The organism is Croceicoccus marinus (assembly GCF_001661675.2).
Taxonomy (GTDB): domain Bacteria; phylum Pseudomonadota; class Alphaproteobacteria; order Sphingomonadales; family Sphingomonadaceae; genus Croceicoccus; species Croceicoccus marinus.
Window position 1 is genome coordinate 1,169,833 of the sequence record NZ_CP019602.1, and the last position, 22,675, is coordinate 1,192,507.

Sequence of the window (22,675 nt, forward strand, 5' to 3'; positions counted from 1 at the left end):
GCGATGTGTTTCCTGATCCGCTCCTGATTGTAATTGTTTGTTGCTGCAGCCGCGAAACGCGACGAGCCGGTAATTGCGCCGGTTATGCCGGGCCGGCGGCGGGCAGGCGGATCGTGGCGCACAGCCCGCCGGTCGGGCGATTCGCGATGGAAAAGCGACCACCCTGCGCCCGCACGATACGGTTCACGATGGCCAGGCCCAGACCCATGCCGGGCGTATTGCGGCTGCGCGCGTGGTCGAGCCGGACAAAGGGCTTCATCACCTCATCTATCTGGGATTCGGCGATTCCCGGCCCGTTGTCGATGACCGAGATCACGACGTCCTCGCCCTCGCGAGACAGGATGACATGCGCGTCATTGGCATAATGCAGCGCATTCTCGATCAGGTTCGACATCACCCGGCGCAGCGCCAGCGCGCGCCCCGACATTTCCAGATGTTCCGGCCCTTCATAGACCGCGTCGAAACCCCGGTCGCTGGCGTCGTCGACCAATGTCTGCGCGGTTGCAGCAATGTCGATCCGCTCGATCGGGCCGCGGTGGTCGTGCCCTTCGTTGAAGGTCTGCAGCGATTGCAGCAGCATCCGCATCTCTGCCACGTCGGCGGCCATCGCCTGCCTGTCGGGCGCGTCCTGGTCCAGCCGCATCTGCAGCCGCGCCAGCGGGGTGCGCAGGTCATGCGCGATGGCCGAGACGGTCAGCTGCCGGTTGCGGATCAGCTGGTGGATCCTCTCCTGCATCTCGTTGAACGCATGGATCAGGTCGCGCGCTTCCTGCGACCCGGCAAGCGGCACCGGTTCCGGCTCTTCCAGTTCGCCCACCTTGCGCGAAGCGGCGACCAGGTTGCGCAGCGGGCGAAGCGCCGCACCCACCAGCAGCCCGCCGACCAGCATCAGCAGCGCGGTGGGAAGCAGCAGCATGATCACGCGCTGGGCGTTCAGCTTGAAGGTCTGGTGCACCTCGGCCGAGAACCGCATCACCGACCGGTCGGTCAGGATCATGCTGCCCGCGATATCGCCGCCCCCGCTCAGCGGTTCGAGGTGCAGGCGCAGTCCGGCGCGGACCAGTTCCTGGTCGTTGTCGACGATCTGGTCGCGCAGCGCTTCCAGTTCCAGGCTGGCGGCGCGGCGGGCAGTCTCGCGCGACCAGTCGATCCGGAAATGACTGGTCGACAATTCATTGGCCACCGCCCCGCGCCGCTGCGGAGGGGCGCTGTCCAGCAGGCGATAGGCGACGACCAGCCGGTCCGAGATGCTGGCCGCGTCCTCCTCCTGAAGCGAGAATTCGTTCGCCCGCTCGAAAACGAAGGCGTTGAGCGTGAATTCGAGAGCGACCACCGCCAGCAGGATCGCAAGCAAACGGCCCAGCAGGCTGGTCCTGGCAAAACCGAAACCGCGCCAGTCGGCCGTGCTCACGCCGCGGCCACTTCCGCGGTGAACATGTATCCCACGCCGCGCACGGTCGCGATCGGCGCCTCCTTGTCAGAGGTGGTCAGCTTGCGGCGCAGCCGGCTGACCAGCACGTCGACGCTGCGATCCGAGGAATCCCCGACGCGGGTGCGCGACAGTTCGATCAGCCGTTCGCGGCTGATTACGCGCTGGGGGGACTGGACGAAGGCGCTCAGCAGGTCGAATTCCGCCGTGGTCAGTTCGACCAGCGCCCTTGTCGGCGAACGCAGTTCGCGGCGCGACAGCGACAGGGTCCAGCCGTCGAAGCCGATTTCGTCGTGCTTCTCGCGGGGGCTGGGCGCGCCATTGCCATTGCCGTGGCGGCGCAGCACCGCGGCGATGCGGGCCAGCAATTCGCGCGTGCCGAACGGCTTGGCGAGATAATCGTCGGCGCCCAGTTCCAGCCCGACGACGCGGTCCGCCTCTTCCCCGCGCGCGCTGACGAAGATCACCGGCACGTCGCTGGTCGCGCGCAGGCGGCGCAGCAGCTCGATACCGTTGGTCCCCGGCAGCATGATGTCGAGCACGATCAGGGCGGGCCGGCCGTCCTCCATCTGCACCTGCATCTCGGCCCCGGTTGCGGCGGAGCGGACATCATAGCCATGTTCCTTCAGGGCGCGCGAGATCAGCACGCGAAGCTGCGGATCGTCTTCGACGACAAGGATCGTCTGGGTGGCCATCGGCGTGTCTGGTTCCGGCTTTCGAAAAAGGGGTGGAGGAGCAGGCCCCCAAGTGATCGGCGGCGAAGCTAGTTGTCCTGCATGCGCTGTTCAAGCGCTGCCTGACCGCAGGAAGGCGCACGCATCGATATGGCCGCAGATGCGCAGCCGGGCAATAGCGCGCGGCCATGGTGCCGCGTCATCCGGCAGGGCAGGGCCCTTGCGCCGACCGGCGCCCCCTCGCTAAGGGACGGCGGCGGGCGCCGTCCGGTGCCCCTTCGCACCCGCATCCTGCCCCGATCTTCGATGGAGAGCGCCATCATGGCCAAGCGCTACTGGCTGATGAAATCCGAACCCGACGTCTATTCGTGGGACGACCTTGTCGATCAGGGCGAGGGGACGTGGGACGGCGTGCGCAACCATCGCGCCAAGAACAATTTGGCCGCCATGCAGAAGGGCGACCAGGCGTTCTTCTATCATTCCAACATCGGGCTGCAGATCGTGGGCATCTGCGAAGTAAGCGTCGCGGGCATCACCGATCCCACCGACGAGACCGGCAAATGGGCCGCGGTCAAGGTCAAGCCGGTCGAGAAGCTGCCGGCAAGCGTGACGCTGAAGCAGGTGAAGGCAGAGGAATCGCTGGCCGAAATGGAGCTGGTCAAGCTGATGCGCCTGTCGGTGAGCGAGGTCAGGCCCGAGGAATGGAAAAAAATTCTGTCGATGTCCAAGGCCAATGCGAAGCAGGCGGACTGACCCGCAAGGCCGTTCCGATCCCCAGATTACCGCTGCCGACGATGGTTAACGCGGCGGCCGTGCTTCCTGTCCCATAACGGGGCTATCCATTGCGGATGATTTCGGTCCGCGCGTCGTTAAGCTTGGTTAAGAAACCGTTACCGCCATCGCTCGTTCAGCATGGCATAGGTTTCAGGCCAAGCTAGGATAACGACGCCGATGATCCATGCCGTCACACCGACCATGCGCGCACCGATCCGCGTGCCCATGGTGCAGCCGATCGCCCGCCGCCGCGCCGCGGTGAAGGGCTGGTTCGGCCGCAAGATGCGCCCGTTGATGATCGAGGTTCGGCAGGAGCAGCCGCAGACGCTGTTCTGGGGCCTGACTTCGCGCGATGCGAAGGAATTCATGATGGCCTATTGCGCGTGCTTCATGGCGGTCATCGGCTTCATAGCCTGAACGCACAGGCGGAGAAGTTCAGGCCGGAGCGAGACGAAGCTCCGCCTGGTACAGGATCCAGCCGAGCCAGGCCGAGATCAGGCTCATCGCGGCGGCCAGCAGAAGCTGGTCCACGATCGACACGTTGATCGCGTTCAGCGCCATCGCCAGCGCAGAGCCGCCGACCATCGCGAAGCTGTTCACCAGATTGTTCGCCGCGACCGTTCGCGCCGTCTGCGACTTGTCGACCACCGTCGTCAGGAACGCATAGAGCGGCACAACGAACATGCCGCCCGCGATCGCGATGCCCATCAGGCATAGCAGCAGCGGCGCGGCCAGCGGCAGCAGGATGAACTCTCCCACCGAATACAGGCCGCCCGCTTCGGGCACCCACATGCGGCACACGACGTGGAACGCCACCACGAACAGCCCCATCACCACCACCGATGCTGGCGAATAGCGCGCCGACACCTCTCCCTTGAGCAACGCGTTGATCGATACCGACCCGATCGCCACGCCGATGGAAAAGACCACCAGGAACAGGCTGGCCACTTCCTTGCTGGCGGTCAGCACGTTCTTGGCCAGTGGCGGGAATTCGATGAACAGCACCGCGCCGATGGTCCAGAAGAAGCTGATCGCCAGGATCGCGTAGAACACGCGCGCATCCTGCATCGATCCCTTGACCACGTTGATCGAGGATCGCCAGATATTGTAGTCGATCGGCTCGACCACGCCTTGCGCCGGGGCGCTTGGCACCTGCCTGCCCGCGAACCATCCCAGCACGGCCAGCGCTATCACCAGCACCGCGGCAATCTCCACCGCGATCCAGCCGGCCAGGATCGTGCCCGCCAGGATCGCAAGATAGGTCCCCGCCTCGACTAGGCCGGTGCCGGCCAGCACTTCCTGCCTTTCTAGATGCTGGGGCAGGATCGCATATTTGATCGGGCCGAAGAAGGTGGAGTGCACCCCCATCGCGAACAGCGCCAGCAGCAGCAGCGGGATCGCGATACTGTCCACCGCGAAATTCACCGAGGCCAGGACCAGACCTGCCGCGCCCACCGTCATGATGCCGATTTCGGCGAGCTTGACCCGGCGGATGATGACCGCCTTGTCCCGCATGTCGGCCAGCTGGCCCGACAGCGCGGAAAACAGCACGAAGGGCAGGGTGAACAGCCCCTGCGCCACGGCCGAGAACATCGCTTCCTCTGCCGCGCTGGAATAGACGGCATAGACCACGAACAGGACCATCGCGTTCTTGTACAGATTGTCGTTGAACGCCCCCAGAACCTGGGTGACGAACAGCGGCAGGAAGCGGCGCCTGGTGAGAAGATCGGTGGAAGTCAGCATGATTGTTGGCGCCCGTCCTTACCGTCCATGCTGCGCGGCACAAGCCATTGCGGCACAGGCAGGTAATAAAATCGGGTCAAGGCGTGCCCTACACGCTTGGGATGCCGCCTGTTTTCAGGCTAAATGGCTTCACGAATCTATGCTGACACTTCCCAACCTCCTTACGCTTTCGCGTATCTTCGCCGTTCCGCTGCTGGTCGGATTCCTGTGGTGGCCCGACTGGGCGCTGGGGCATGCCATTGCGTTCGTGCTCTATTCGCTGGCGGGCATCACCGATTATTTCGACGGCGCGCTCGCGCGGTCGAGCGGGCGGGTCAGCCGGCTGGGCGTGTTCCTCGATCCCATCGCGGACAAGCTGATGATCGCCGCCGTGATCCTGGTGCTTGCGGCCAAGGGCGGGCTGTCAGGGCCGTATGTGGGCGATCTGCATGCGCTGGCGGGCCTGGTGATCCTGCTGCGCGAGATTGCGGTGTCGGGCCTGCGCGAATTCCTGGCGGGCGTGCAGGTGTCGGTTCCGGTGTCGAAGCTGGCGAAGTGGAAGACCACGGTGCAGATCGTCTCGCTGGGTGCGCTGATCCTGGCGGGCGCGCTGCCGGACATGGAATGGATCAGGCTGACCGGCCTTGTCTGCCTGTGGGCTGCGGCGGCGCTGACGGTGGTGACCGGCTGGGACTATCTGCGCATCGGCCTGAAGCACATGGACTGATTTCGCCGCGACTGGCCGCTTGTCGGGCGGCCGGGCGAAGTCTAGGCGCTGGGCATGAGTTTCAAAGCAACCGTCCTGACCCTGTATCCCGAGATGTTTCCGGGCCCGCTTGGCATCAGCCTTGCCGGCCGCGCGCTGGAAGCGGGGGCATGGTCGATGGAGGCGGTGCAGATCCGCGATTTCGCGGCCGACAAGCATCGCACCGTCGACGACACGCCCGCCGGCGGCGGCGCGGGCATGGTGCTCAAGGTCGATGTGCTGGCCGCCGCGATCGATCATGCGCGCGGGCTGAACCCCGATGCGCCGGTGCTGACGATGACGCCGCGCGGGCGTCCGCTTGACCAGGCGCGCGTTCGCGAACTTGCGTCGGGGCCGGGCGCGATCGTGCTGTGCGGCCGGTTCGAGGGTTTCGACGAGCGTATTTTCGAAGGCCGCGACGTCGAGGAAGTGTCGGTCGGCGACATCGTGCTGTCGGGCGGAGAGCCTGCCGCGCTCATGCTGCTCGACGCTTGCATTCGGCTGCTTCCCGGCGTAATGGGCGCGGCTTCCAGCGGAGTCGAGGAATCGTTCGAGAACGGTCTGCTCGAATATCCGCATTTTACCCGACCTGCCATATGGGAAGGGCGCACGATCCCTGAAGTGCTGCGATCGGGGGATCATGCGAAGATCGCGGCGTGGCGAAAGCGGCGCAGCGAGGACGATACACGGTTACGCAGGCCGGACCTTTGGGAGCGTCATGGTGACGTTCGGGGACAGCCTGCCTCTGGCGCGCGGCACGATGATGAAGGCACAGGCACATGAACCTGATCCAGCAGCTTGAAGCGGAGGCCATCGCAGGCCTTGGCAAGGATATTCCGGAATTCCGCGCGGGCGACACCGTGCGCGTCGGCGTGCGCGTCGTGGAAGGCACGCGTGAGCGTGTGCAGAACTACGAAGGCGTCGTGATCGCGCGTTCGAACCGCGGCATGGGTTCGAACTTCACCGTTCGCAAGATGAGCTTCGGCGAAGGCGTGGAGCGTGTGTTCCCGCTCTATTCGCCCAACATCGACAGCATCACCGTGGTCCGCCGCGGCGTGGTGCGCCGTGCGAAGCTGTATTACCTGCGCGGCCGCACCGGCAAGAGCGCGCGTATTGCCGAGCGCAAGACGGTTCGCGAGAACGCGTAAGCCTTCGCGCAAAAAGCGAAACACGAAAGGGCGGTTCCTGCAGGGGCCGCCCTTTTTGCATGTGGGCGATGGCGCGCGCATCACGGTTGCAATCGTAACCGCTTTGTCCAATGAAGCGGGCTGAATTTCCGCTCCTTTCTCTGGATCCCTGCCGATGACCCGCGTTTCCACGACTGTCCTGCGCCTTGCCGCGTCCGCCCTTGTGCTGGGCGCCGTGATGGGGGGCAGCGCGATGGCGCAGCCGGGGTACGACCTGCCCGGAACGCCCGCGCAGGCGATGGCGGTCCCCGAAGTGCCGCAAAAGGAGCTGACGCTGGAGCGCATCGCGGGCAGCCCGTCGCTGAACGGTGCATCGCCGCGCGCGATGAAGCTGTCGCCCGATGGCCGCTGGCTGACCCTGCTGCGCCCGCGCGACGACGACCGCTATCGCTATGATCTGTGGGCCTATGACCGGCAGGGCGGCGAATGGTCGATGCTGGTCGATTCCGAAGCGTTCGGTCCCGGGCGCGAATTGTCCGAGGCCGAGAAGATGCAGCGCGAACGCGCCCGCATCGCCAGCCTGAAGGGCATCGTGTCCTATGAATGGGCCGAGGATTCGCAGTCGATCCTGGTGCCGCTGGACGGCGATCTGTTCCTCGCGAAGCTCGACGGCACGGTCACCCGCCTGACCGACAGCGAGGAGGGAGAGCTCAATCCCGCGATCTCGCCCGACAATGCGCGCGTGTCCTTCGTGCGCGAGGGCCGCCTCTATGTCGCGCCCATCGGCGGCACGCCGGTCGCGATCACGCCAGTTGAAGCCAGCGACACCGTCCATTGGGGCGAGGCGGAATTCGTCGCGCAGGAGGAAATGGACCGCGACTACGGATACAAGTGGAGCCCTGACGGCAAGCGCATCGCGGTGCTGCGCTATGACGAGGCTCCGGTCGCGGTCGTCACGCGCACGTCGATCGGCGCGGGCAGCACGACCACCTATGACCAGCGCTATCCGCTGGCGGGCACCGACAATGTGCTGATCGATCTTTTCGTCATGGATCCGGACGGCGGCGATCTGGTCAAGGCGGACCTTGGCGCGGAACGCGACATCTATGTCACCCGCGTCGACTGGGCGCCGGACGGCAGCCTCTATGTCCAGCGCCAGAACCGCGCGCAGAGCCGGCTCGACCTGCTGAAGATCGACCCCGCCACGGGCAAGAGCACGCTGGTATTCACCGAAACCGCGGCGGAAGGGCACTGGATCAACCAGACCTCGGACTATCGCTTCCTGAAGGACGGGTCGCTGATCTGGCGTTCGGAGCGTAGCGGGTTCGGCCATCTGTGGCGGCTGGCCGATGGCGCGTGGACGCAGCTGACCAGCGGTGACTGGGTCGTCACCGGGCTGCTGGGCGTGGACGATCAGGCTGGCATGCTGTGGTTCAAGGGCCGCAAGGACACCCCGCTGGAGGATCATATCTACCGCCTCGACTATGCGAATGGCGGCGCGCCCGAACGGCTGACCCAGCCGGGCTGGTTCTATGGCGGTTCGATGGATGGGGCGGGGCGGACCATGATCGTCAACCGGTCGAACCCCGCGCAGCCGACGCAATATTACCTGGCGGACAATGCGGGCCAGCGGCTGACCTGGCTGATGGAAAACGCGCTGGATGCGGACCACCCCTATGCGCCTTACGCGGCCAGCCACGCCGCCGCGCGTTTCGGCACGCTGGCAGCGGAGGATGGCAGCACGCTCTATTGGAAGATGCTGACCCCGAAGATGGAGAAGGGCAAGCGCTACCCCGTGCTGTTCCATCACTATGGCGGCCCGCACGCGCAGGAGGTGGACCGCGCATGGGGGTCGACCATCGCGCAATATTTCGTGGATCTCGGCTATATCTGGTTCCAGATCGACAATCGCGGATCCGACAATCGCGGGGTCGAGTTCGAAAGGCAGATCCGCGAGGCGATGGGCACGGTCGAGGTGACCGACCAGAAGACGGGCGGCACCTGGCTCAAGACCCTGCCCTTCGTCGATCCCGACCGGATCGCGATCTATGGCGGCAGCTATGGCGGCTATATGACGCTCAAGATGCTGGAGGCCGATCCCGGCTTCTACGCGGCGGGTGTCGCGGCATCGTCGGTGACGAAGTGGGAGCTCTACGACACCTTCTACACCGAACGCTACATGGGCGATCCGCGCGAGGTGCCCGAAGCTTACGAGGCGTCGAACACCATCGCCGACGCCGCGCAAATGAGCGATCCGCTGCTGATCATCCACGGGATGAGCGACGACAATGTCGTGATGGACAATACCACCGCGATGGTCGCCGCGATGCAGGAAGCCAACGTTCCGTTCGAAATGATGCTGTACCCCGGTTTCGGCCATGTCGTTTCCGGCCCGGTGATTACCCAGCATTATTACGGCGCGATCACCCGTTTCCTCACGCAGAACGGCGTTCCCCCCGGCGGCCGGTGACCCGATCGGCGCAGGCATGCCGCCCGCGCCCTCTTGCAACGATCAGCGCGCGGGCCTAACCGCCAAGTTTCGATTATTGCCGCAAGAAGTGAGTGACAGACCCATGGCGACCAGCGTTGCTGCCAAGACCGATTTCATCACCCTGGCGCATCCCGCGCCCGTAGCGGATGAAACGCGCGTGCAGTGGCTGGAAAATCCCGGCTTCGGCACCTTGTTCACCGATCACATGATCATGATCGACTGGACCGAGGGCGAAGGCTGGCACAATGCCACGCTGGGCCCGCGCCGCCCGATCGAGCTCGATCCCGCCGCAGCGGTGCTGCATTATGCGCAGGAAATCTTCGAGGGGATGAAGGCCTATCGCCATCCCGACGGCAGCACCGCGCTGTTCCGGCCCGAGGCGAATGCGAAGCGCTTCAACGTCTCCGCCCGGCGCATGGCGATGCCCGAACTGCCCGAAGAGCTGTTCCTGGAAGCGGTTCGCCTATTGGTCGACAAGGACAGCGCGTGGATCCCCGACATGGAGGGCGCATCGCTATACCTGCGCCCCTTCATGTTCGCGTCCGAAGTGTTCCTGGGGGTCCGCCCGGCCAAGCGCTACAAGTTCATCGTGATCGCCAGCCCTGCGGGCAATTACTTCAAGTCCGGCACGCCCGCCGTGTCGATCTGGGTGTCGAGCGACTATACCCGCGCGGCCCCCGGCGGCACCGGCGCGGCCAAATGCGGCGGCAATTACGCCGCCAGCCTGGTCCCCCAGGCCGAGGCGATCGAGCGCGGGCACGACCAGGTCGTTTTCCTCGACGCCGCGGAACGCAAGTGGATCGAGGAACTGGGCGGCATGAACCTGTTCTTCGTGTTCGACGACAGGCGTGTCCTGACCCCCGCGCTGACCGGCACGATCCTGCCCGGCATCACGCGCGACAGCCTGATCACACTGCTGCGCGAGGAAGGGCTGACGGTCGAGGAGGGCCGCTATAGCCTGGAGCAATGGCGCGAGGACGCGACGACCGGCAAGCTTGTCGAATGCTTTGCATGCGGCACGGCTGCGGTGGTGACCGCGGTCGGCAAGGTCGCGGGCCACGACGGCGATTTCACCATCGGGACTGGCGGACCTGGCCAGTTGACGCAGAAGATGAAGAACCGGCTGACCGGCATCCAGCGCGGGCAATTGCCCGACACGCATGGCTGGGTAACGAAGCTGGACTGACCGGCCGGATCGACGCGGCGGCCGGGATCAGGCCGCCAGCAGGTCCGCCGCGCTGGGGCTCTTTTCGAGGAGGGCGATCAGCGCGCGCTCCTCGCGGCTCTGCCAGCGGGTCTTGCGCGGAAATTTCAGCGCGGCCCGCCAGCGCAATTGCTGGTCCACCAGCGCGATCACCGCCGGGTGGATATAGGACTTGCGCGTCACCGCGGGCGTATTGCCCAGCTTGCCCGCCACCACCTCGAGCAGCTGCCGGATGGGCACGCGGCCATTGGCATTGGCCAGTTCGGTGAAGGCCAGAACGCTGCCGTGGAAAGTGCGGAAATCCTTGGCGGTAAAATCCTCACCCATGGATTTGCGCAGATAGTCGTTGACGTCACACGACGACACCGAATGCGGCTCTCCGTCATCGCCGACATAGCGAAACAGGTGCTGTCCGGGCAGTTCGTGCATTTCGCGCACGGTCTTTGCCAGAACGCGGTCGGTCAGTACGACCTCGCGGTTCTGGCCCGACTTGCCCTTGAAGCGCAGGCGAAGCCGTCCGGCCTTCACCTCGGCATGGCGGCTGCGCAAGGTGGTCGCGCCAAAGCTCTTGTTCCGCTTCGCATAGCTCTCGTTCCCGACGCGCAGGCGACCCAGGTCCAGCAGCCGCACGACACTGGCGATCGCCCGCTCGCGCGTCACGGTGCTTTCCGCCAAGTCCTCCGCCACCTGCTTGCGCACCAGCGGCAGGGCCTTGCCGAACGCCAGACAGCGGTCGAACTTCTCGCCATCCTGGTGGCTGCGGAAATCGGGATGATAGCGGTATTGCTTGCGCCCGCGCGCATCGATGCCGGTGGCCAGAATATGTCCATTCGCGGCGGGGCAGTACCAGGCATCGGCATAGGCCGGCGGCAAGGCGACCGAATTCAGCCGGTCGATCTCAACGCGGTCCTTGATCCGGCTGCCCTTTGGATCGAAATAGGCCCAACCCTTGCCACTCTTGCGCCGGGTGATGCCGGGAAGGGAGTCATCGACATAGATGAGCTTGGAGAGTTCACCGGGTTGTGCAGAGCTTGCCATCGTGAAGCGGGAAACGTGGGCGGGGGCAGACCGGTTCCGCTTGTCGGCGCATTTTCGGCCGTAAGCCCTTTTCAACACGGCGAAAGCGGCTATATGGCGGCGCTCGACCCGAACGGGCGATGCGATGCTGGGGCGTAGCCAAGCGGTAAGGCAGCGGTTTTTGGTACCGCCATGCGCAGGTTCGAATCCTGCCGCCCCAGCCAGTTTCCTGAAATCACTATATTTCAACAGTTTAAGCGACTGTTCGGAGCAGGTGTGGGCCATGTTTGTGGGCCATATCCGTGGGCCGTGTTTTCTGCCACCTTCTTTACCTGTTGATATCCCCTCTGTGGCAAGCAGCGATCTTGCGCCTAGGCCAAACGCGGATAGTTTGACCGGGCAACATGGGGGCATCCAATGGAACTCGAAACTAAGCTGGCAGAACTGAGCAAGACCGTGCGCGAACACCGAGAAGTGTTGGCCACAGAAGAAGCGGCAAAGAATGCTCTTGTTATGCCGTTCCTGCAGGCTCTCGGTTACAATGTGTTCAATCCCGGCGAGGTGGTGCCGGAGTTCACCTGCGACGTTGGCACCAAAAAAGGTGAGAAGGTCGATTACGCCATTTGCGATGGTGGACAGGTTAAGATGTTGGTTGAGTGCAAGCCAGCCGGAATCGATCTCAATCTTAAGCATGCCTCGCAGCTTTACCGCTACTTCTCGGTGACTGAGGCGCGGCTGGCGGTCCTGACGAATGGAGTGATTTATAAGTTCTATTCGGACATCGATTCACCAAACCGGATGGATGAAAAGCCATTCTTTACGTTGGATCTTGATGCTGTCCGCAAGTCGGATCATCGGATCCTAACCAGTTTCACGAAAGCATCCTTCGACATTGACAAGATAGTAGACGAGGCATCGCGGCTCAAACTTCAGACATTGGTATACAAGGAACTCCAGCAGGAACTGGAAAATCCTTCAGAGGAGTTCGTTCGGATCATAGCTGGCAGGGTCCAACCGGGACGCATGACGGCGCAGGTGAAAGATAACTTTCATGCGCTAATTGTCGCTTCTGCTTCAGCGCTTATCCGCGACCGAGTCAACGAACGTCTTACCAATGCCCTGCAGGGCAACGGTGGGGACGAGCCGGAGCCGGTTGAGCAGGGCGACGGGTCGGACGTTGAAACGACGGCTGACGAGATCGAAGGTTTCAACATTGTACGGGCCATCGCGGCTCGGAAGGTGGATCCGAAGCGGATCGTGATGCGCGATGCCAAGTCCTATTGCGCCGTGCTGCTGGACGATAACAACCGTAAGAGCATCGCCCGCCTGCATTTCAACAGCGCTACCTCAAGGTACTTCGGGACGTTTGAGGGCAAGGACGAAACGCGGCATCCCGTGGGGGGCACATTGGATATCTACGGGCACGAAGCGGCGATCCTGAAGAGGCTCGAGGAACTGGAAGCATAAGGGCAGGAGCTATGGTCAACTGGCAGGTTGTTGCCATCTTCGCACCAATAATCACGGCAGCCGTTAGCTGGTATCTTACCCGTGCGTTGACCGGAAAAAAGCATTTTGAAGATGCGGAAAGCGTCGAACAAACATTGAGGATCAAGCAGTTGCTTGATGCTGAAGGTATGACCCTTGCTGATGCGTGGGCGCTCAAGGCGGAATATCGTCGAGGCCACGGGACGGTTGGATTGGCTTACGCTCATGCAGTGGTCGCGAAGGAAAAGGAGGCACTGCGAGCGACCGAAGGCGAAGAAATCTCCGATCTAGATCCAGAATACAATCCGATGCGAGACACCACCATGGCCATTGGGGAGCGCCTGCGAGCAGAATATGAGCGGGCCGACGCGGCGCTAAACTTCGAAGTGGTGCAGTTTAGGCAGAACTCGACGCCTGCCCGTGCTGAAAGCTTGGTCAAGGTTCAAGAGGCATGGCAGGCATTTCGGGAAGCTGAGGGACGTTTCGCTTCTCTTATGTTCGAAGGCGGTACTGCTGCGCCCTTGGCCGGATGTGCTAGAATGATTGAGTTGACCGAAGCGCGTATGCGTGATTTGGAACTCGCGAAGGCAGAGCAGGATCTCTAAAAAAGCAGGGCCTCAGCCAAGCTTAAGCCTAGCCATCAGGTTCTTAACTGACGACGGATGCCACTTACCCCCTCGGGGCGTCTGGATGTGCCTTGCGTTGAGTGCCGAGGCGATGGCGGCAAGGCTGCGGCCTTCGCCCTGGAGTATGTTCTCCACGGTCCCGCGCAGGGCCTCGGCGAACTGATCGGCATTGCCCTTGATCGCCTCCACGGAAGCCCCGTTCCCTTTACCGGCACGACGCAGTGCAGCGGCCCCGTTAGGGTTTCCTAGGCGCACTCCACGGGCCTTGGCGGCTGCAAGGGCTGCCTTGGTGCGCTCGGAGATCCGCTCCCGCTCGTCTTCGTTGATCACGGCCAGCAGGCCGATGGTGAGGCGGTTGACGTCGGGATTGTCAGCGCAGGTGAAATCCACCCCGCTATTGCGTAGCTGCAGGGTGAAGGCTGCATCACGGCTCAGGCGGTCAAGCTTCGCCACCACCAGCTTGGAGCCGGTCAGGCGGGCGTGATCGAGGGCTGCGTTGAGTTGGGGGCGGTCATTGCTCTTTCCGCTCTCCACCTCGGTGAACTCAGAGACGATCTCCCAGCCGCGTCCCTCGCACAACTGTTGGACCGCTGCGCGCTGCGCCTCCAGCCCAAGGCCAGAGCGGCCCTGTTTATCGGTGGAAACGCGGTAATAGGCAGTCACACGACACATGCGATTGGCTCCATACAGATTGATGCAACGTTCGTTACGCCATTCTGTATGGATCAAAACTGGGACGGTCCAGCAGGGCTGCGGTCAGTTCACCGCAGAAAAGACTCGGTTGGACTCAAACAGGCCATTAGTACCGTTTGGCGGATAGTTCGCTGCGCTGGTCCGTGCCAGCCAATCCCCTCCACAAACGAAGGGAAGACCGTGACGAACGAACGACAGGCAAGGCGTGACGCGGATGAGATCGAAGGCAAGGCGGCTGCAGTGCATGAGCGGTTGGCCCGCTTGCTGGGTGTAGCTACCGCCCCCGAATGAAACGCCACCGGAGCCACCGAGGGAACCCTGCCCGCGATTATGGGGCGCTCAACCTCGGTGGCTCCGGTAGCTCCCGGCGGACCCCCGCCCCATGGGGGGACACGCGGGCTTGTAATGTACGATATACCGGTTCGGATTTTTGCGGCAAAACTAACCGGTGGTCAGGCTGCCAGCATCCAAGCCGGTGCCCAGTCGCCGAATGCTTCGCCGAAGGCGTCCTCATTGTCGTCCTCGGGTTCGCTATCGGGGTGCTGCAGGGCCTCAATGGGGCGCGGGGGCGGCAAGGTCCGCCACGCCTCTTTCATCTGCTGGGCGCGCTCGAATGTCGGGGTGCCTCGCTCCAGAACGCGAACGGCATCTGCAGCGGCTTCGAATGTCTTGCAGACCTTGGCGGCGCGTCGGCATGCCTCACGTTCGGCATGGCGGCAGGCAAGCTCCGCAATGGAGATGAACCCTGCGGTGTCTTTCACACGGATGCGGTGTCTGCCTTGCGGAGATGACTTCACGGCCTGCAAGGCCCTTGTGGACCTTCCGCGTCTCATCGCAGCCCAGATGTCGTCCCGTAGCGATGCCTCGCGTTCTGCTCGCTCTGCTTGCTGGGCCTCAAGCTTTGCTGCGCGCTGGGCGGCTCGGCAATCCTTGCAGCTTCCGCGATAGCCACCTTTATGTTGGCGTTCAAAAGCGTCGAGCGGCTTGGTCTCGCAACATGATTTGCATGTCTGAAAATCGGTCATTGGCGGGGCTTTTTCTGGAGGTGGTACGGGGCGTGGGTGTGGTGCCCCTCGAGAGCGACAGACCTTTCGGAAATGTCGCCCCCTCGGGGTCATTTTGGACCCTAGCGGGGCCGTTCAGCGATTAGCTGTGGCTGCTTTCGACCGGCACCGGACCTCGTAGAGAGGACAAGCGGTGATGGTGCATGCTTCCACCTGCTGACGCCAGCCGCCGCGTTCTGCGTCATCGTAGATACAGTCACGGCACTTGGCGTCGATGGAGGCACGGAGCGAGCGGCTGGCCATCAGTCTTCGCTGATCCACAGGGTGACCCTTCCGGTCCCGCTGGTGACGCGGAACTGCAGGAAGGGGTGGAAAGGCACAGTGCCGATAGTGTCGGCGGAGACGTCCTGCAGCAGCGGTTGCCATTCGTCTTGCGGACCCTCGCGGCCCGACAGGGAGAACGTTGCGTCTCCTTCGACCACGGCGTGGATTGGGACACGGCCATAGCCGCGTGTGTTCTGCAGGGGGACGCTAGGCTCGTTCTGCCCAACGCCCTCCAAAGTGAGGACTCTCATTGATGTTTCCTTGGGATGAGTTTCAACGGCCCTTTCGCAGGCCGTAATCGTCGCGCCAGTTCGGTTCTCGCGACGGGGAAGCGGGTTTAGGTTCGGGTCTGGCGGGTGGGGCGCTGACGGGGACCGAAGGGGCCTCGGGTTCGTCCTGCTCGAGCGGAACGCTTTCGCGACCGATGACGCGCAATGGCTCACCCTTGGAGATGATCCGCAAACCGCTGGGCGTCACCGAAACGGTCTGCCGGTGCCGCTCGGCATAGAAGGCGGAACCGGGCCGGTCAGGATCCGTGATGGCAGGCTGCGTCTTCATCCGCTTCGGGATGATGTGCCGGGGCTTTCGGCCTCGCATCAGCGGACCTCATTCTTCAGAATGTTTGCCCTGGACCTTGCCCGCTCCTTGATCCGGTCGTCTCGCACCATCTGACGGGCGAGGGTCTCGACCTCTTCCGCATCCTTGCGGGCGTCGTCGATGGCCTTCAGGGCCTTGGCGGATTCTTGGGCCGCCTCGTGCATCCGTTTCATGCCTTCGACACCATAGGTGCCGTCGTCCTTGACCAGCAGAAGCCGGTGACGACGGAGGCTGCGGATATGGGCCGCATAAGCGTCGCGCCGGGTCTGGGGCAGGAAGGGGACTTCCACAGGCTCGTTCTTGCCCGTTTCCTCGTTGTACTCGGTACGGAAGACCACGCGGTCAATCTGCTCCTGATAGGTCGCCATCTCGCGTTCGATGTCGAGAACCTGACGGGCAATCAGCGCCTGCTCTTGATGGTAGGGCAGAGCGTCATCGCTTACGCCGACCCAAGCGCGCTGGCGGGCCGCGACCTCACGCATCTTGGCGAGGACGAGCTTAGATTCCTGCTCATCCCTTTGCTCTGGCGGAAGGTCGCGGAGAGCGGCCAAGATCTCGTGTCGGTCATCTTCGTGCAAAACCTTGACCGTCGGAGGCGAAAAGCGGGTGCCCGGTGCGACCTTCACGGGGCCGGGTACGTCATCGAAGGGATCCATCTTGTAGACCCGATCAAGGTAGGGAGTCAGTTCTGGCTCGGCATTCTGGACGCGGGGTTGCGGGTTGCCGATGTTATCGACCACGGCGCGCATGCCGGTGTCGCTGGAAGTTTCGTTATCAGCCATTGATTGGCCTTTCCTGTCTGGTTGTGTTGGGGCAGCGGCGTCGGGCCGCATGGGGCTGGCTCGGCGCTCCTGCTGGAGACCGAGGGACGACAGAAGCGAACGTGGAAACGTTTCTCTGTCCAAGGGTATGGGTTATTCGGGAATGGGGGTGAGACAGGGATGGCCGGTAGCGGCTGAAGCCTTTCGCTTCTGCAGGTGCCCCGAAGGATCCTTTAGGAATCCCTCATGGTCCCTTACCTGTATCTCCACCCTCCAAGGGTATGGGTTAATTGCGGAATGGCGGGAGACGAACCGCTGAATCGCTTCTCTGTCCAAGGGTGAGGGTTATTCGGGATAGGGGAAGCGGGCACCGCGTGACGGGTATAGCCTTGCGCTTCTGCAGGTGCTCTGAAGGATCCACTTAGGAACCCCCTATGGTCCCTTACCTGTATCTCCACCCTCCAAGAGTGAGGGTTAATCGAACAATGGCGGATTGATGCGGGCGGGCGAGGCCGATGCACCGATAGCGTCGAACCTAGGTTCGCCGTCGATCATCGGTTGGCGCGGCTGCAGGTCGTTCAAGGAATGGGCAGGCGAGGTTGTCCAGTAATCGAGGTGTTGCCCGCGGCTGATCTCCTCGCTGTCCCTGAAAATGAACCCATACTGCGCATAAAAACGGGAGGCGGGGCCGAAAGGGGAGCGGAGGGATCGTCACTCCAGCCCCGTTCAAAATGATGGCAGGAAGCCCTCATTCTTATCGTGGATGAGGTAGCTTGATCGTCGGATAGTCGATTAGGTCAATCAGGCGGGCCTTCTGCGCCAGCGTGATCCCCTCGGGGCTGTAACGGCCATAGGTAAAGCCGCGCTCGTGCCCCAGCACCTGCGCCCATTCGTTCTCAGGAACGCCAGCCCTTTCCATTATTTGCGTGACGTTCTTGCGGAACGAGTGGAATGTCTTGCGGCGGTCGGTGAAGCCACGGGCGAGCTTAAAGCGGCTGAACTCCTTGCCAGCATCCGCGCCTGCTTTCGCCCCCGGTCCCTCGGCATTGAACTTAGGCCAAACACGTTCGCCAGCCTTGCCGGTACGGCCTGCCAGCCAGCTGAGGGCAGGGTGCAGGGGTACTTGTCGGATCCCTGCGGGCGTCTTTGCGTCCTCCACCTGAACATAGGCGATGTCGTCTTCGCTGCGGAGTTGGCCGAATGTCATGGAGGCGATCTCGTCCAGCCGCATGCCGGTATAGAGAGCGACCAAAACTACCTCGGTTACGTCTTGGCGGCTGGGGGGCGGGTTGAAGAGGCGCTTCAGTTCGTCGGGCTGCCAAGGCAGGTAGCTTAGCACGTTCCTGCCAACCGTAAGCCGTCGCCGGAGATCGGAAAACGGATTGCTACCAGAACAACGGTCCCGCTTCTCGCCCCAGTTCCACAGTTCCTGCAGGGCCTGTGCGTGGCGGTTGCTGGTGGCATCGGCAAGACCGTCAGGATGATTGCCGAACTGCTTCACCAACTCGGGCCAGCCCATTTGCTTAGCTTTAGGTGATCGCGCCCAGTTGGGATCGAAGCGGCGCAGCGTGTCCATGAACGCAGCAGCATCGGCACGGCGAATGTCCCGCAGAGGGCGATCCTTGATGAAACCGGCAAACAGCCGATAGGTCGCCTCTTTCTGCTGCTTGGTGTTGCTTTGCTTGAGACCCTTCTGCCGCGCCCACTGCTCAACGAACTCTGCAGCCGTCTCGGAGAATGATTGCTCAAGCTCGCGGCGCGGGGCAGGGCGCTCGTTCCTTCGGATCTCTTGCAGGGCATCCTGCAGGGCTGCGACTTCCACCTCTTCTTCTGGCGTCAGGTCGCGACCTTGGGTGCGGCCTTCAATCTTCTCCAGTGCGATCTCGGCCCCGAGTTCCCTCGGATCGTCTTGTGGGCGCCCTTGGACATTGAGGGTTCCATTCAGAGCGAGGTCCATGATGGTCTCGTGGAGCTCACGCAGGATCCGTTTGGGCGTCGACTGTCCCGGCGTCTGGGTGGCCCATTGCGCCCTGATCGTGACTTCCCATGCCTTGGCCTCAAGCTGGGCCGACGGGCGGTCCAGTGCCGTCATGGTCTTTTGCAGGTACTGCTTGCCCCCGTGGGCCTCCTGCAGGTGCGCTGGAATGCGCACTTTCGCTCGCCATTTATTGTGCCTGCGCTGCAGTGCCAAACCCCTGTCTCCGTCCTTCTGTGGGCCATATATGTGGGCCACATCGGTGGGCCAGAAGGCACGGAAAGACAAGGAAAATATTGCATCTCAGCGAGTTAATACGGGCCGCTCTTGGCCTCCTGCCGCCCCAGCCAACTCATACGGCAGATGTGTATTTAAAATGGTTTTGGCGAATTACGCCTCAGCCAACACGCACTGTACCGATTGGGTGTACCAAGCAACTGTACTAAAAAATGTCCGGGCAAGCGTGACAGCAAGGCGAAAGGCCTTAAGTTCATGCCGCGTACGAAGCTGCAAATATGAAGCGCAGAGGCGCTGTATTTTGCTGGATACGCTCACTCCGCCCGGCCGATTTGGGCGCCTCGAAATCTCATCCTATAATTTGGTCGCTTAGCCTTTTTACAAGTGACCAATGCACCACTCGGCGTCTGCCGGTCGAATTAACGGCCTTTAGTGATAGACTTCGCGTGACCATGATGTTCAGGATCGGGCAGGAAGGCCTTGATGAACATGCGCAAAGAAGAAATCTACGCGGCAGAACTTCGTTCCTATCATGATTGGTTGATCAATGCCGATGCTCTCGAACTTTCGATGGAAGGAGCGATGTCTGCCTGGGTTCGAAAGAGTCGCCTTGATTTTTTAGACCGGTGCACCAACCCCTTTCGCGAAGCGGTTCGTTGCACCGACACAGTTCCAGTCATGCGCGAGAGCCTGAACTTACGTCAGTTTTTGGCGAGCTAATCCGAAGCCGTGAACGACCGCAATGTCGGCGGTTTCAGTCGGCAGCTTCGCGCCTTGTCGATGTGTGAGCGTGCTGACATCTCCTCGACGGGAGGATTTGGTCGCGCTCCAAACTTTATTACCGACACTGGCCGCCGCGTGGCATGACGCCCCGGAAACGAGTGCTTGCTTCAACCGTCGACGGTTCGAGCCAGACCGGAGCGACGATGGCCGAATGGAAGAATTGCTCATCTTTGGCGCTGTTATTGGAAGCACCAATTGTGCAACTGCGCTGGCTTTTGGCCCGCTTGGCATGAGGGTCTGCCGTTACCGCGTATTGCCGGTATTCGGCACATTTGAGTTTGCACCTCCTCTGTTCGGTTTGTGGCTCGGTCGTCAGGCGTCGTCTTTTATCGCCGAAGCAGCGGAGTGGCTCGGGCATCGATAACCTCATGGCGGGCTTCAGTCTGGGTCTCGATGCGTCGGACCCGCTTTTGATTGCGGCCAAGACCGCTTTGTTTTCGATGGCGTTCGCTGAGTTTGGCTTGCAGCTTAAGGCCCGGGCAAGCGGTCCGAGTCGTAAGTTAGCAGAAGCAGGTATCCGGCTCCTTCTGATCGCACTCGCGGCAGCAAGGGCGGCGGGCGTAATCTGATGGACGAATTGATAAGCAGAGCGTTGCAATACATTGCAGCAAACAGCTTCTGGGCTGGCCCTGTAGTCGGCCTGCTGGCTTTCGGCGAATCCCTTGCTTTCGTGGGCGTGCTGATACCGGGGACTGCCCTGCTACTTGGCGTGGGCGGCCTTGTGGGTGCCGGGGTGCTCGACCCGCTCTGGATCGCGTCCTGGCTGTTCTTCGGAGCGATCACCGGCAATTGGGCGTCCTACGTGATCGGCAGAAAGATCGGGCCGCAAGTTTATCGGCGCTGGCCGCTGAACCGTAACCGGCGGGCCGTGGCCCGAGCGCGGCTGTTCTTCCGCCGCTACGGCTTTGCTGCAGTTTTTCTCAGCCGCTTTCTAGGACCGCTCCGCGCCGTCCTTCCGGTGGTCGCAGGCGTCATGGAGATGAGCGCGCGGCGCTTTCAGGCGGCGAACCTGCTATCGGGCGGGCTTTGGGTGCCTGCAATTCTGGGACCCGGTTATCTTGCCGCCGACGCTTTGCCGGAAGGGGGAATAACGCAAATGCACGTCCTGCTTTTTGCCGTTGGCGTGCTCGCGATCACCGGCGCAGGCACATGGATTGGCGCAAGGCTGATGCGGGGCAGACGCTGAGCGGAATGCCGCACCAATCCGAGGGGAGGTCCCATCCTGAACGGGTCACGGTTCGCCGCAACAGATTTATCATTGAGAACTCGGCTCTTACCCTGACGATCGGAATGAGCGGAGATATCATGAGGAAAGTCGCATTCGCGCTCGTGTCGGCCCTTTTGATGATCGTTGTTGGCGACGCTCTGGCCCCGGATGCGCCAGCGCAAAGCCAGCCGCCCGACGCTTCGTCCGCTGAAGTCCCACCAGTTGGCGAGTTTGGCGATGTGGCGGCGGCGCGGTTTGCACCCGCGGCCTTGGAGATGGAGCGGATTGCCGCCAGTAATTCGATGGCCGAAGAGGAGCAGCAAGCGGCAATGATCAATGCAGTCCGGCAGGTCGGACGCAAGCTGCAAGGATTTCACCAGATTGCCTTGGCTCATCAGGCTGACACTGGTTTACCACAGCGGATCGAAGTGGCTGCAGAACAGCACGTCGCGGAGGCATAGCACGGCCAACCTGCACAGAATCAGAAGGCCGTTTGCCAGCGCGACGATCCTTAGGAGCTGTCAGCGCGCAGGCGGCAGCGTACCTCAAGCGCAGCTTTTGGAGATGAACTAGACGAGTTCTGAACGCGCGATCGCAAAGGGCGCACCCCGGGGCGGCGCTGAGCGGACCTTATCGGGATCTCGCCGGCGCTCGATCCAATTTGCTTCCATGGAGGAGATTGACATTTTGAAGTTTCTGGGTGGCACTGTTGGAATAATCTTTCTCATCGGGCTGTTGGTCGTGATAGGATTGTTGGCGCTGATATTCTAAAGTCGCGCCTGACAGCACCGCTGCGTTGCGCCCCTTGGCGCTGACCAGGTGGCCTGCTGATCGGGACTATGGCTCTACTTATATTCTACGTCGCGCTAGCGCTTGCGTCCTTCCTGTACTCGCTGCTCGAAGCAACACTGCTCACCATTACTCCGTCTTCCATTCGCTCGGCGGCTCAGAACGGTGCAAAGTGGGCAGGCGGGCTCAAAAAGCTGAAAGATGATGTCGAGCGCCCGCTAAAAGCGATACTGACGCTCAATACCGTCGCTTACACAATGATCTGCAGGAATATGCCCGGGAACTAGCGCGAGCCAAGTCTTGGGGTGCGCGCCGGGAATCTACTTGGGCTGATTTACGAAATTGATCGGCAGTGATTACGCAGGACGTTTCTAGGCACCGAAAAGGGGCTGCGCAGTAACGCAGCCCCCAAAATCCCGTGAAATACTCAGTATCTCGTGGTGGTGTCGCCCGTGTTGGTCGTAGTCGTGGCTGAAGGGCGGGTGCGTGATGAATAGCCTTGATGTTCGTGCAGAATCGTCTCCACTTCGGTGCGCGTCGCTCCGCTATCATCGATGTCGACGCCGACCCAGTATCCGCCTTGCTGGATCTGCTCGTCATAATATCGCGCATCCTCTTCATCGACGCCGTAATCCATCAATGCCCCGGTAAGCCCGCCGATGGCTCCGCCAACCACCGCGCTGGTCGCAGCTGCACTGCCGATAACGCCAAGGGCCTCGGCAACTGCGCCGGCAGCTATGAACGGCCCCACGCCGGGAATCGCCAGCGCGGCTAGGCCAGCAACTGCGCCAGTTCCTGCCCCGATGGCCAGACCTTTGCCGGCGCCGCTGGCCTTGGTGTCAGTGTGATCGTGATCACTTCCGTGCGCCTGTTCGAAATCGTCGTCATTCCGGCTGATCACCGAGATCGCTTTCTCACGCACGCCGCGCTCACGCAGTTGATCGATTGCGCGCTCGGCATTGTTCCTGTTGTCGAAAACTGCTGATGCAACGTTCTTGCTCATCGCCATGA

At 62.2% G+C, this 22,675-nt stretch carries 27 protein-coding genes and 1 tRNA gene; 17 read left to right on the plus strand and 11 right to left on the minus strand.

All coding sequences use genetic code 11. The features are described from left to right. Positions 1 to 82: 82 nt before the first annotated feature. Positions 83 to 1,411, minus strand: a complete 1,329-nt coding sequence (locus tag A9D14_RS05595; protein ID WP_232468798.1) for an ATP-binding protein — start codon at positions 1,409 to 1,411, stop codon at positions 83 to 85. Further along, entirely contained in the window at positions 1,408 to 2,124 is a 717-nt protein-coding gene (locus A9D14_RS05600) for a response regulator (RefSeq protein WP_066843792.1), read from the minus strand. The genes A9D14_RS05595 and A9D14_RS05600 overlap by 4 nt, the downstream gene beginning before the upstream one ends. 300 nt (positions 2,125 to 2,424) lie before the next feature. Here A9D14_RS05600 and A9D14_RS05605 point away from each other — a divergent pair, with 300 nt between their 5' ends. Continuing rightward, positions 2,425 to 2,856: an EVE domain-containing protein gene (locus A9D14_RS05605; RefSeq protein WP_066848401.1), complete on the plus strand. Its 432-nt coding sequence runs from the start codon at positions 2,425 to 2,427 to the stop codon at positions 2,854 to 2,856. Positions 2,857 to 3,054: 198 nt separating this feature from the next. Continuing rightward, positions 3,055 to 3,294: a hypothetical protein gene (locus A9D14_RS05610; protein WP_066843794.1), complete on the plus strand. Its 240-nt coding sequence runs from the start codon at positions 3,055 to 3,057 to the stop codon at positions 3,292 to 3,294. Positions 3,295 to 3,312: 18 nt separating this feature from the next. Here the strand turns inward: A9D14_RS05610 and A9D14_RS05615 are convergent, their stop codons facing one another. Then, a complete protein-coding gene (locus A9D14_RS05615) occupies positions 3,313 to 4,620 on the minus strand; it encodes an MFS transporter (protein ID WP_066843796.1) in 1,308 nt (435 codons plus the stop codon). A gap of 139 nt (positions 4,621 to 4,759) precedes the next feature. Here A9D14_RS05615 and pgsA point away from each other — a divergent pair, with 139 nt between their 5' ends. The 5 genes from pgsA (at position 4,760) to A9D14_RS05640 (ending at position 10,148) form a co-directional block, all read left to right on the plus strand. Next, positions 4,760 to 5,326, plus strand: coding sequence for a CDP-diacylglycerol--glycerol-3-phosphate 3-phosphatidyltransferase (gene pgsA, locus A9D14_RS05620; RefSeq protein ID WP_066843798.1), 567 nt, complete (start codon positions 4,760 to 4,762; stop codon positions 5,324 to 5,326). 54 nt (positions 5,327 to 5,380) lie between these two features. Next, entirely contained in the window at positions 5,381 to 6,127 is a 747-nt protein-coding gene (gene trmD, locus A9D14_RS05625) for a tRNA (guanosine(37)-N1)-methyltransferase TrmD (RefSeq protein WP_066843801.1), read from the plus strand. Beyond that, entirely contained in the window at positions 6,124 to 6,492 is a 369-nt protein-coding gene (gene rplS / locus A9D14_RS05630) for a 50S ribosomal protein L19 (protein ID WP_066843804.1), read from the plus strand. Before trmD ends, rplS begins: the two co-directional genes overlap by 4 nt. A gap of 217 nt (positions 6,493 to 6,709) precedes the next feature. After that, positions 6,710 to 8,941, plus strand: coding sequence for a S9 family peptidase (locus A9D14_RS05635; RefSeq protein ID WP_087910545.1), 2,232 nt, complete (start codon positions 6,710 to 6,712; stop codon positions 8,939 to 8,941). 103 nt (positions 8,942 to 9,044) lie between these two features. Next, complete coding sequence (locus tag A9D14_RS05640) at positions 9,045 to 10,148, plus strand: branched-chain amino acid aminotransferase (RefSeq protein WP_066843809.1); 1,104 nt, start codon at positions 9,045 to 9,047, stop codon at positions 10,146 to 10,148. Between the two features lie 27 nt (positions 10,149 to 10,175). Here the strand turns inward: A9D14_RS05640 and A9D14_RS05645 are convergent, their stop codons facing one another. Then, a complete protein-coding gene (locus tag A9D14_RS05645) occupies positions 10,176 to 11,204 on the minus strand; it encodes a DNA topoisomerase IB (protein WP_066843812.1) in 1,029 nt (342 codons plus the stop codon). Positions 11,205 to 11,332: 128 nt separating this feature from the next. Between A9D14_RS05645 and A9D14_RS05650 the strand changes: the two genes are divergently transcribed. From A9D14_RS05650 to A9D14_RS05660, 3 genes are all read left to right on the plus strand, one after another. After that, a tRNA-Gln gene (locus tag A9D14_RS05650) sits at positions 11,333 to 11,407 on the plus strand. Between the two features lie 193 nt (positions 11,408 to 11,600). Beyond that, the gene (locus A9D14_RS05655; protein ID WP_066843815.1) at positions 11,601 to 12,650 is read left to right on the plus strand and encodes a type I restriction endonuclease; all 1,050 of its coding nucleotides are present in this window, start codon (positions 11,601 to 11,603) and stop codon (positions 12,648 to 12,650) included. An 11-nt stretch (positions 12,651 to 12,661) separates the two neighbouring features. Beyond that, on the plus strand, positions 12,662 to 13,273 hold the full coding sequence (locus A9D14_RS05660; RefSeq protein ID WP_066843818.1) for a lysozyme inhibitor LprI family protein: 612 nt from the start codon (positions 12,662 to 12,664) through the stop codon (positions 13,271 to 13,273). A 12-nt stretch (positions 13,274 to 13,285) separates the two neighbouring features. Here A9D14_RS05660 and A9D14_RS05665 read toward each other — a convergent pair whose 3' ends face one another. From A9D14_RS05665 to A9D14_RS05690, 6 genes are all read right to left on the minus strand, one after another. Beyond that, positions 13,286 to 14,023, minus strand: a complete 738-nt coding sequence (locus A9D14_RS05665) for a recombinase family protein (protein WP_232468800.1) — start codon at positions 14,021 to 14,023, stop codon at positions 13,286 to 13,288. Between the two features lie 416 nt (positions 14,024 to 14,439). Continuing rightward, positions 14,440 to 15,012: a hypothetical protein gene (locus A9D14_RS19360; RefSeq protein WP_157668147.1), complete on the minus strand. Its 573-nt coding sequence runs from the start codon at positions 15,010 to 15,012 to the stop codon at positions 14,440 to 14,442. A gap of 281 nt (positions 15,013 to 15,293) precedes the next feature. Beyond that, complete coding sequence (locus A9D14_RS05675) at positions 15,294 to 15,566, minus strand: hypothetical protein (protein ID WP_066843824.1); 273 nt, start codon at positions 15,564 to 15,566, stop codon at positions 15,294 to 15,296. Between the two features lie 22 nt (positions 15,567 to 15,588). Beyond that, the gene (locus tag A9D14_RS05680; protein ID WP_087910472.1) at positions 15,589 to 15,912 is read right to left on the minus strand and encodes a hypothetical protein; all 324 of its coding nucleotides are present in this window, start codon (positions 15,910 to 15,912) and stop codon (positions 15,589 to 15,591) included. Beyond that, entirely contained in the window at positions 15,912 to 16,694 is a 783-nt protein-coding gene (locus A9D14_RS05685) for a hypothetical protein (RefSeq protein WP_066843827.1), read from the minus strand. The genes A9D14_RS05680 and A9D14_RS05685 overlap by 1 nt, the downstream gene beginning before the upstream one ends. Positions 16,695 to 17,427: 733 nt before the next feature. Next, positions 17,428 to 18,864, minus strand: a complete 1,437-nt coding sequence (locus A9D14_RS05690) for a tyrosine-type recombinase/integrase (protein WP_157668148.1) — start codon at positions 18,862 to 18,864, stop codon at positions 17,428 to 17,430. A 504-nt stretch (positions 18,865 to 19,368) separates the two neighbouring features. Between A9D14_RS05690 and A9D14_RS19365 the strand changes: the two genes are divergently transcribed. The 7 genes from A9D14_RS19365 (at position 19,369) to A9D14_RS20450 (ending at position 21,951) form a co-directional block, all read left to right on the plus strand. Further along, the gene (locus tag A9D14_RS19365) at positions 19,369 to 19,605 is read left to right on the plus strand and encodes a hypothetical protein (RefSeq protein ID WP_157668149.1); all 237 of its coding nucleotides are present in this window, start codon (positions 19,369 to 19,371) and stop codon (positions 19,603 to 19,605) included. Between the two features lie 214 nt (positions 19,606 to 19,819). Beyond that, positions 19,820 to 20,032, plus strand: coding sequence for an MntP/YtaF family protein (locus tag A9D14_RS19370; RefSeq protein WP_157668150.1), 213 nt, complete (start codon positions 19,820 to 19,822; stop codon positions 20,030 to 20,032). 4 nt (positions 20,033 to 20,036) lie between these two features. Further along, the gene (locus A9D14_RS05695; RefSeq protein ID WP_066843840.1) at positions 20,037 to 20,237 is read left to right on the plus strand and encodes a hypothetical protein; all 201 of its coding nucleotides are present in this window, start codon (positions 20,037 to 20,039) and stop codon (positions 20,235 to 20,237) included. Further along, positions 20,237 to 20,854, plus strand: a complete 618-nt coding sequence (locus tag A9D14_RS05700; protein ID WP_066843843.1) for a DedA family protein — start codon at positions 20,237 to 20,239, stop codon at positions 20,852 to 20,854. Before A9D14_RS05695 ends, A9D14_RS05700 begins: the two co-directional genes overlap by 1 nt. Then, the gene (locus A9D14_RS05705) at positions 20,818 to 21,336 is read left to right on the plus strand and encodes a hypothetical protein (protein WP_157668151.1); all 519 of its coding nucleotides are present in this window, start codon (positions 20,818 to 20,820) and stop codon (positions 21,334 to 21,336) included. Before A9D14_RS05700 ends, A9D14_RS05705 begins: the two co-directional genes overlap by 37 nt. 208 nt (positions 21,337 to 21,544) lie before the next feature. Continuing rightward, the gene (locus tag A9D14_RS20560; protein WP_463054479.1) at positions 21,545 to 21,646 is read left to right on the plus strand and encodes a small membrane protein YohP; all 102 of its coding nucleotides are present in this window, start codon (positions 21,545 to 21,547) and stop codon (positions 21,644 to 21,646) included. A gap of 68 nt (positions 21,647 to 21,714) precedes the next feature. Beyond that, complete coding sequence (locus A9D14_RS20450) at positions 21,715 to 21,951, plus strand: CNNM domain-containing protein (protein WP_066843849.1); 237 nt, start codon at positions 21,715 to 21,717, stop codon at positions 21,949 to 21,951. Positions 21,952 to 22,091: 140 nt separating this feature from the next. On the opposite strand, the gene A9D14_RS05715 is transcribed toward A9D14_RS20450, so the two are convergent. Beyond that, positions 22,092 to 22,667, minus strand: coding sequence for a general stress protein (locus A9D14_RS05715; RefSeq protein ID WP_157668152.1), 576 nt, complete (start codon positions 22,665 to 22,667; stop codon positions 22,092 to 22,094). Positions 22,668 to 22,675 lie beyond the last annotated feature (8 nt).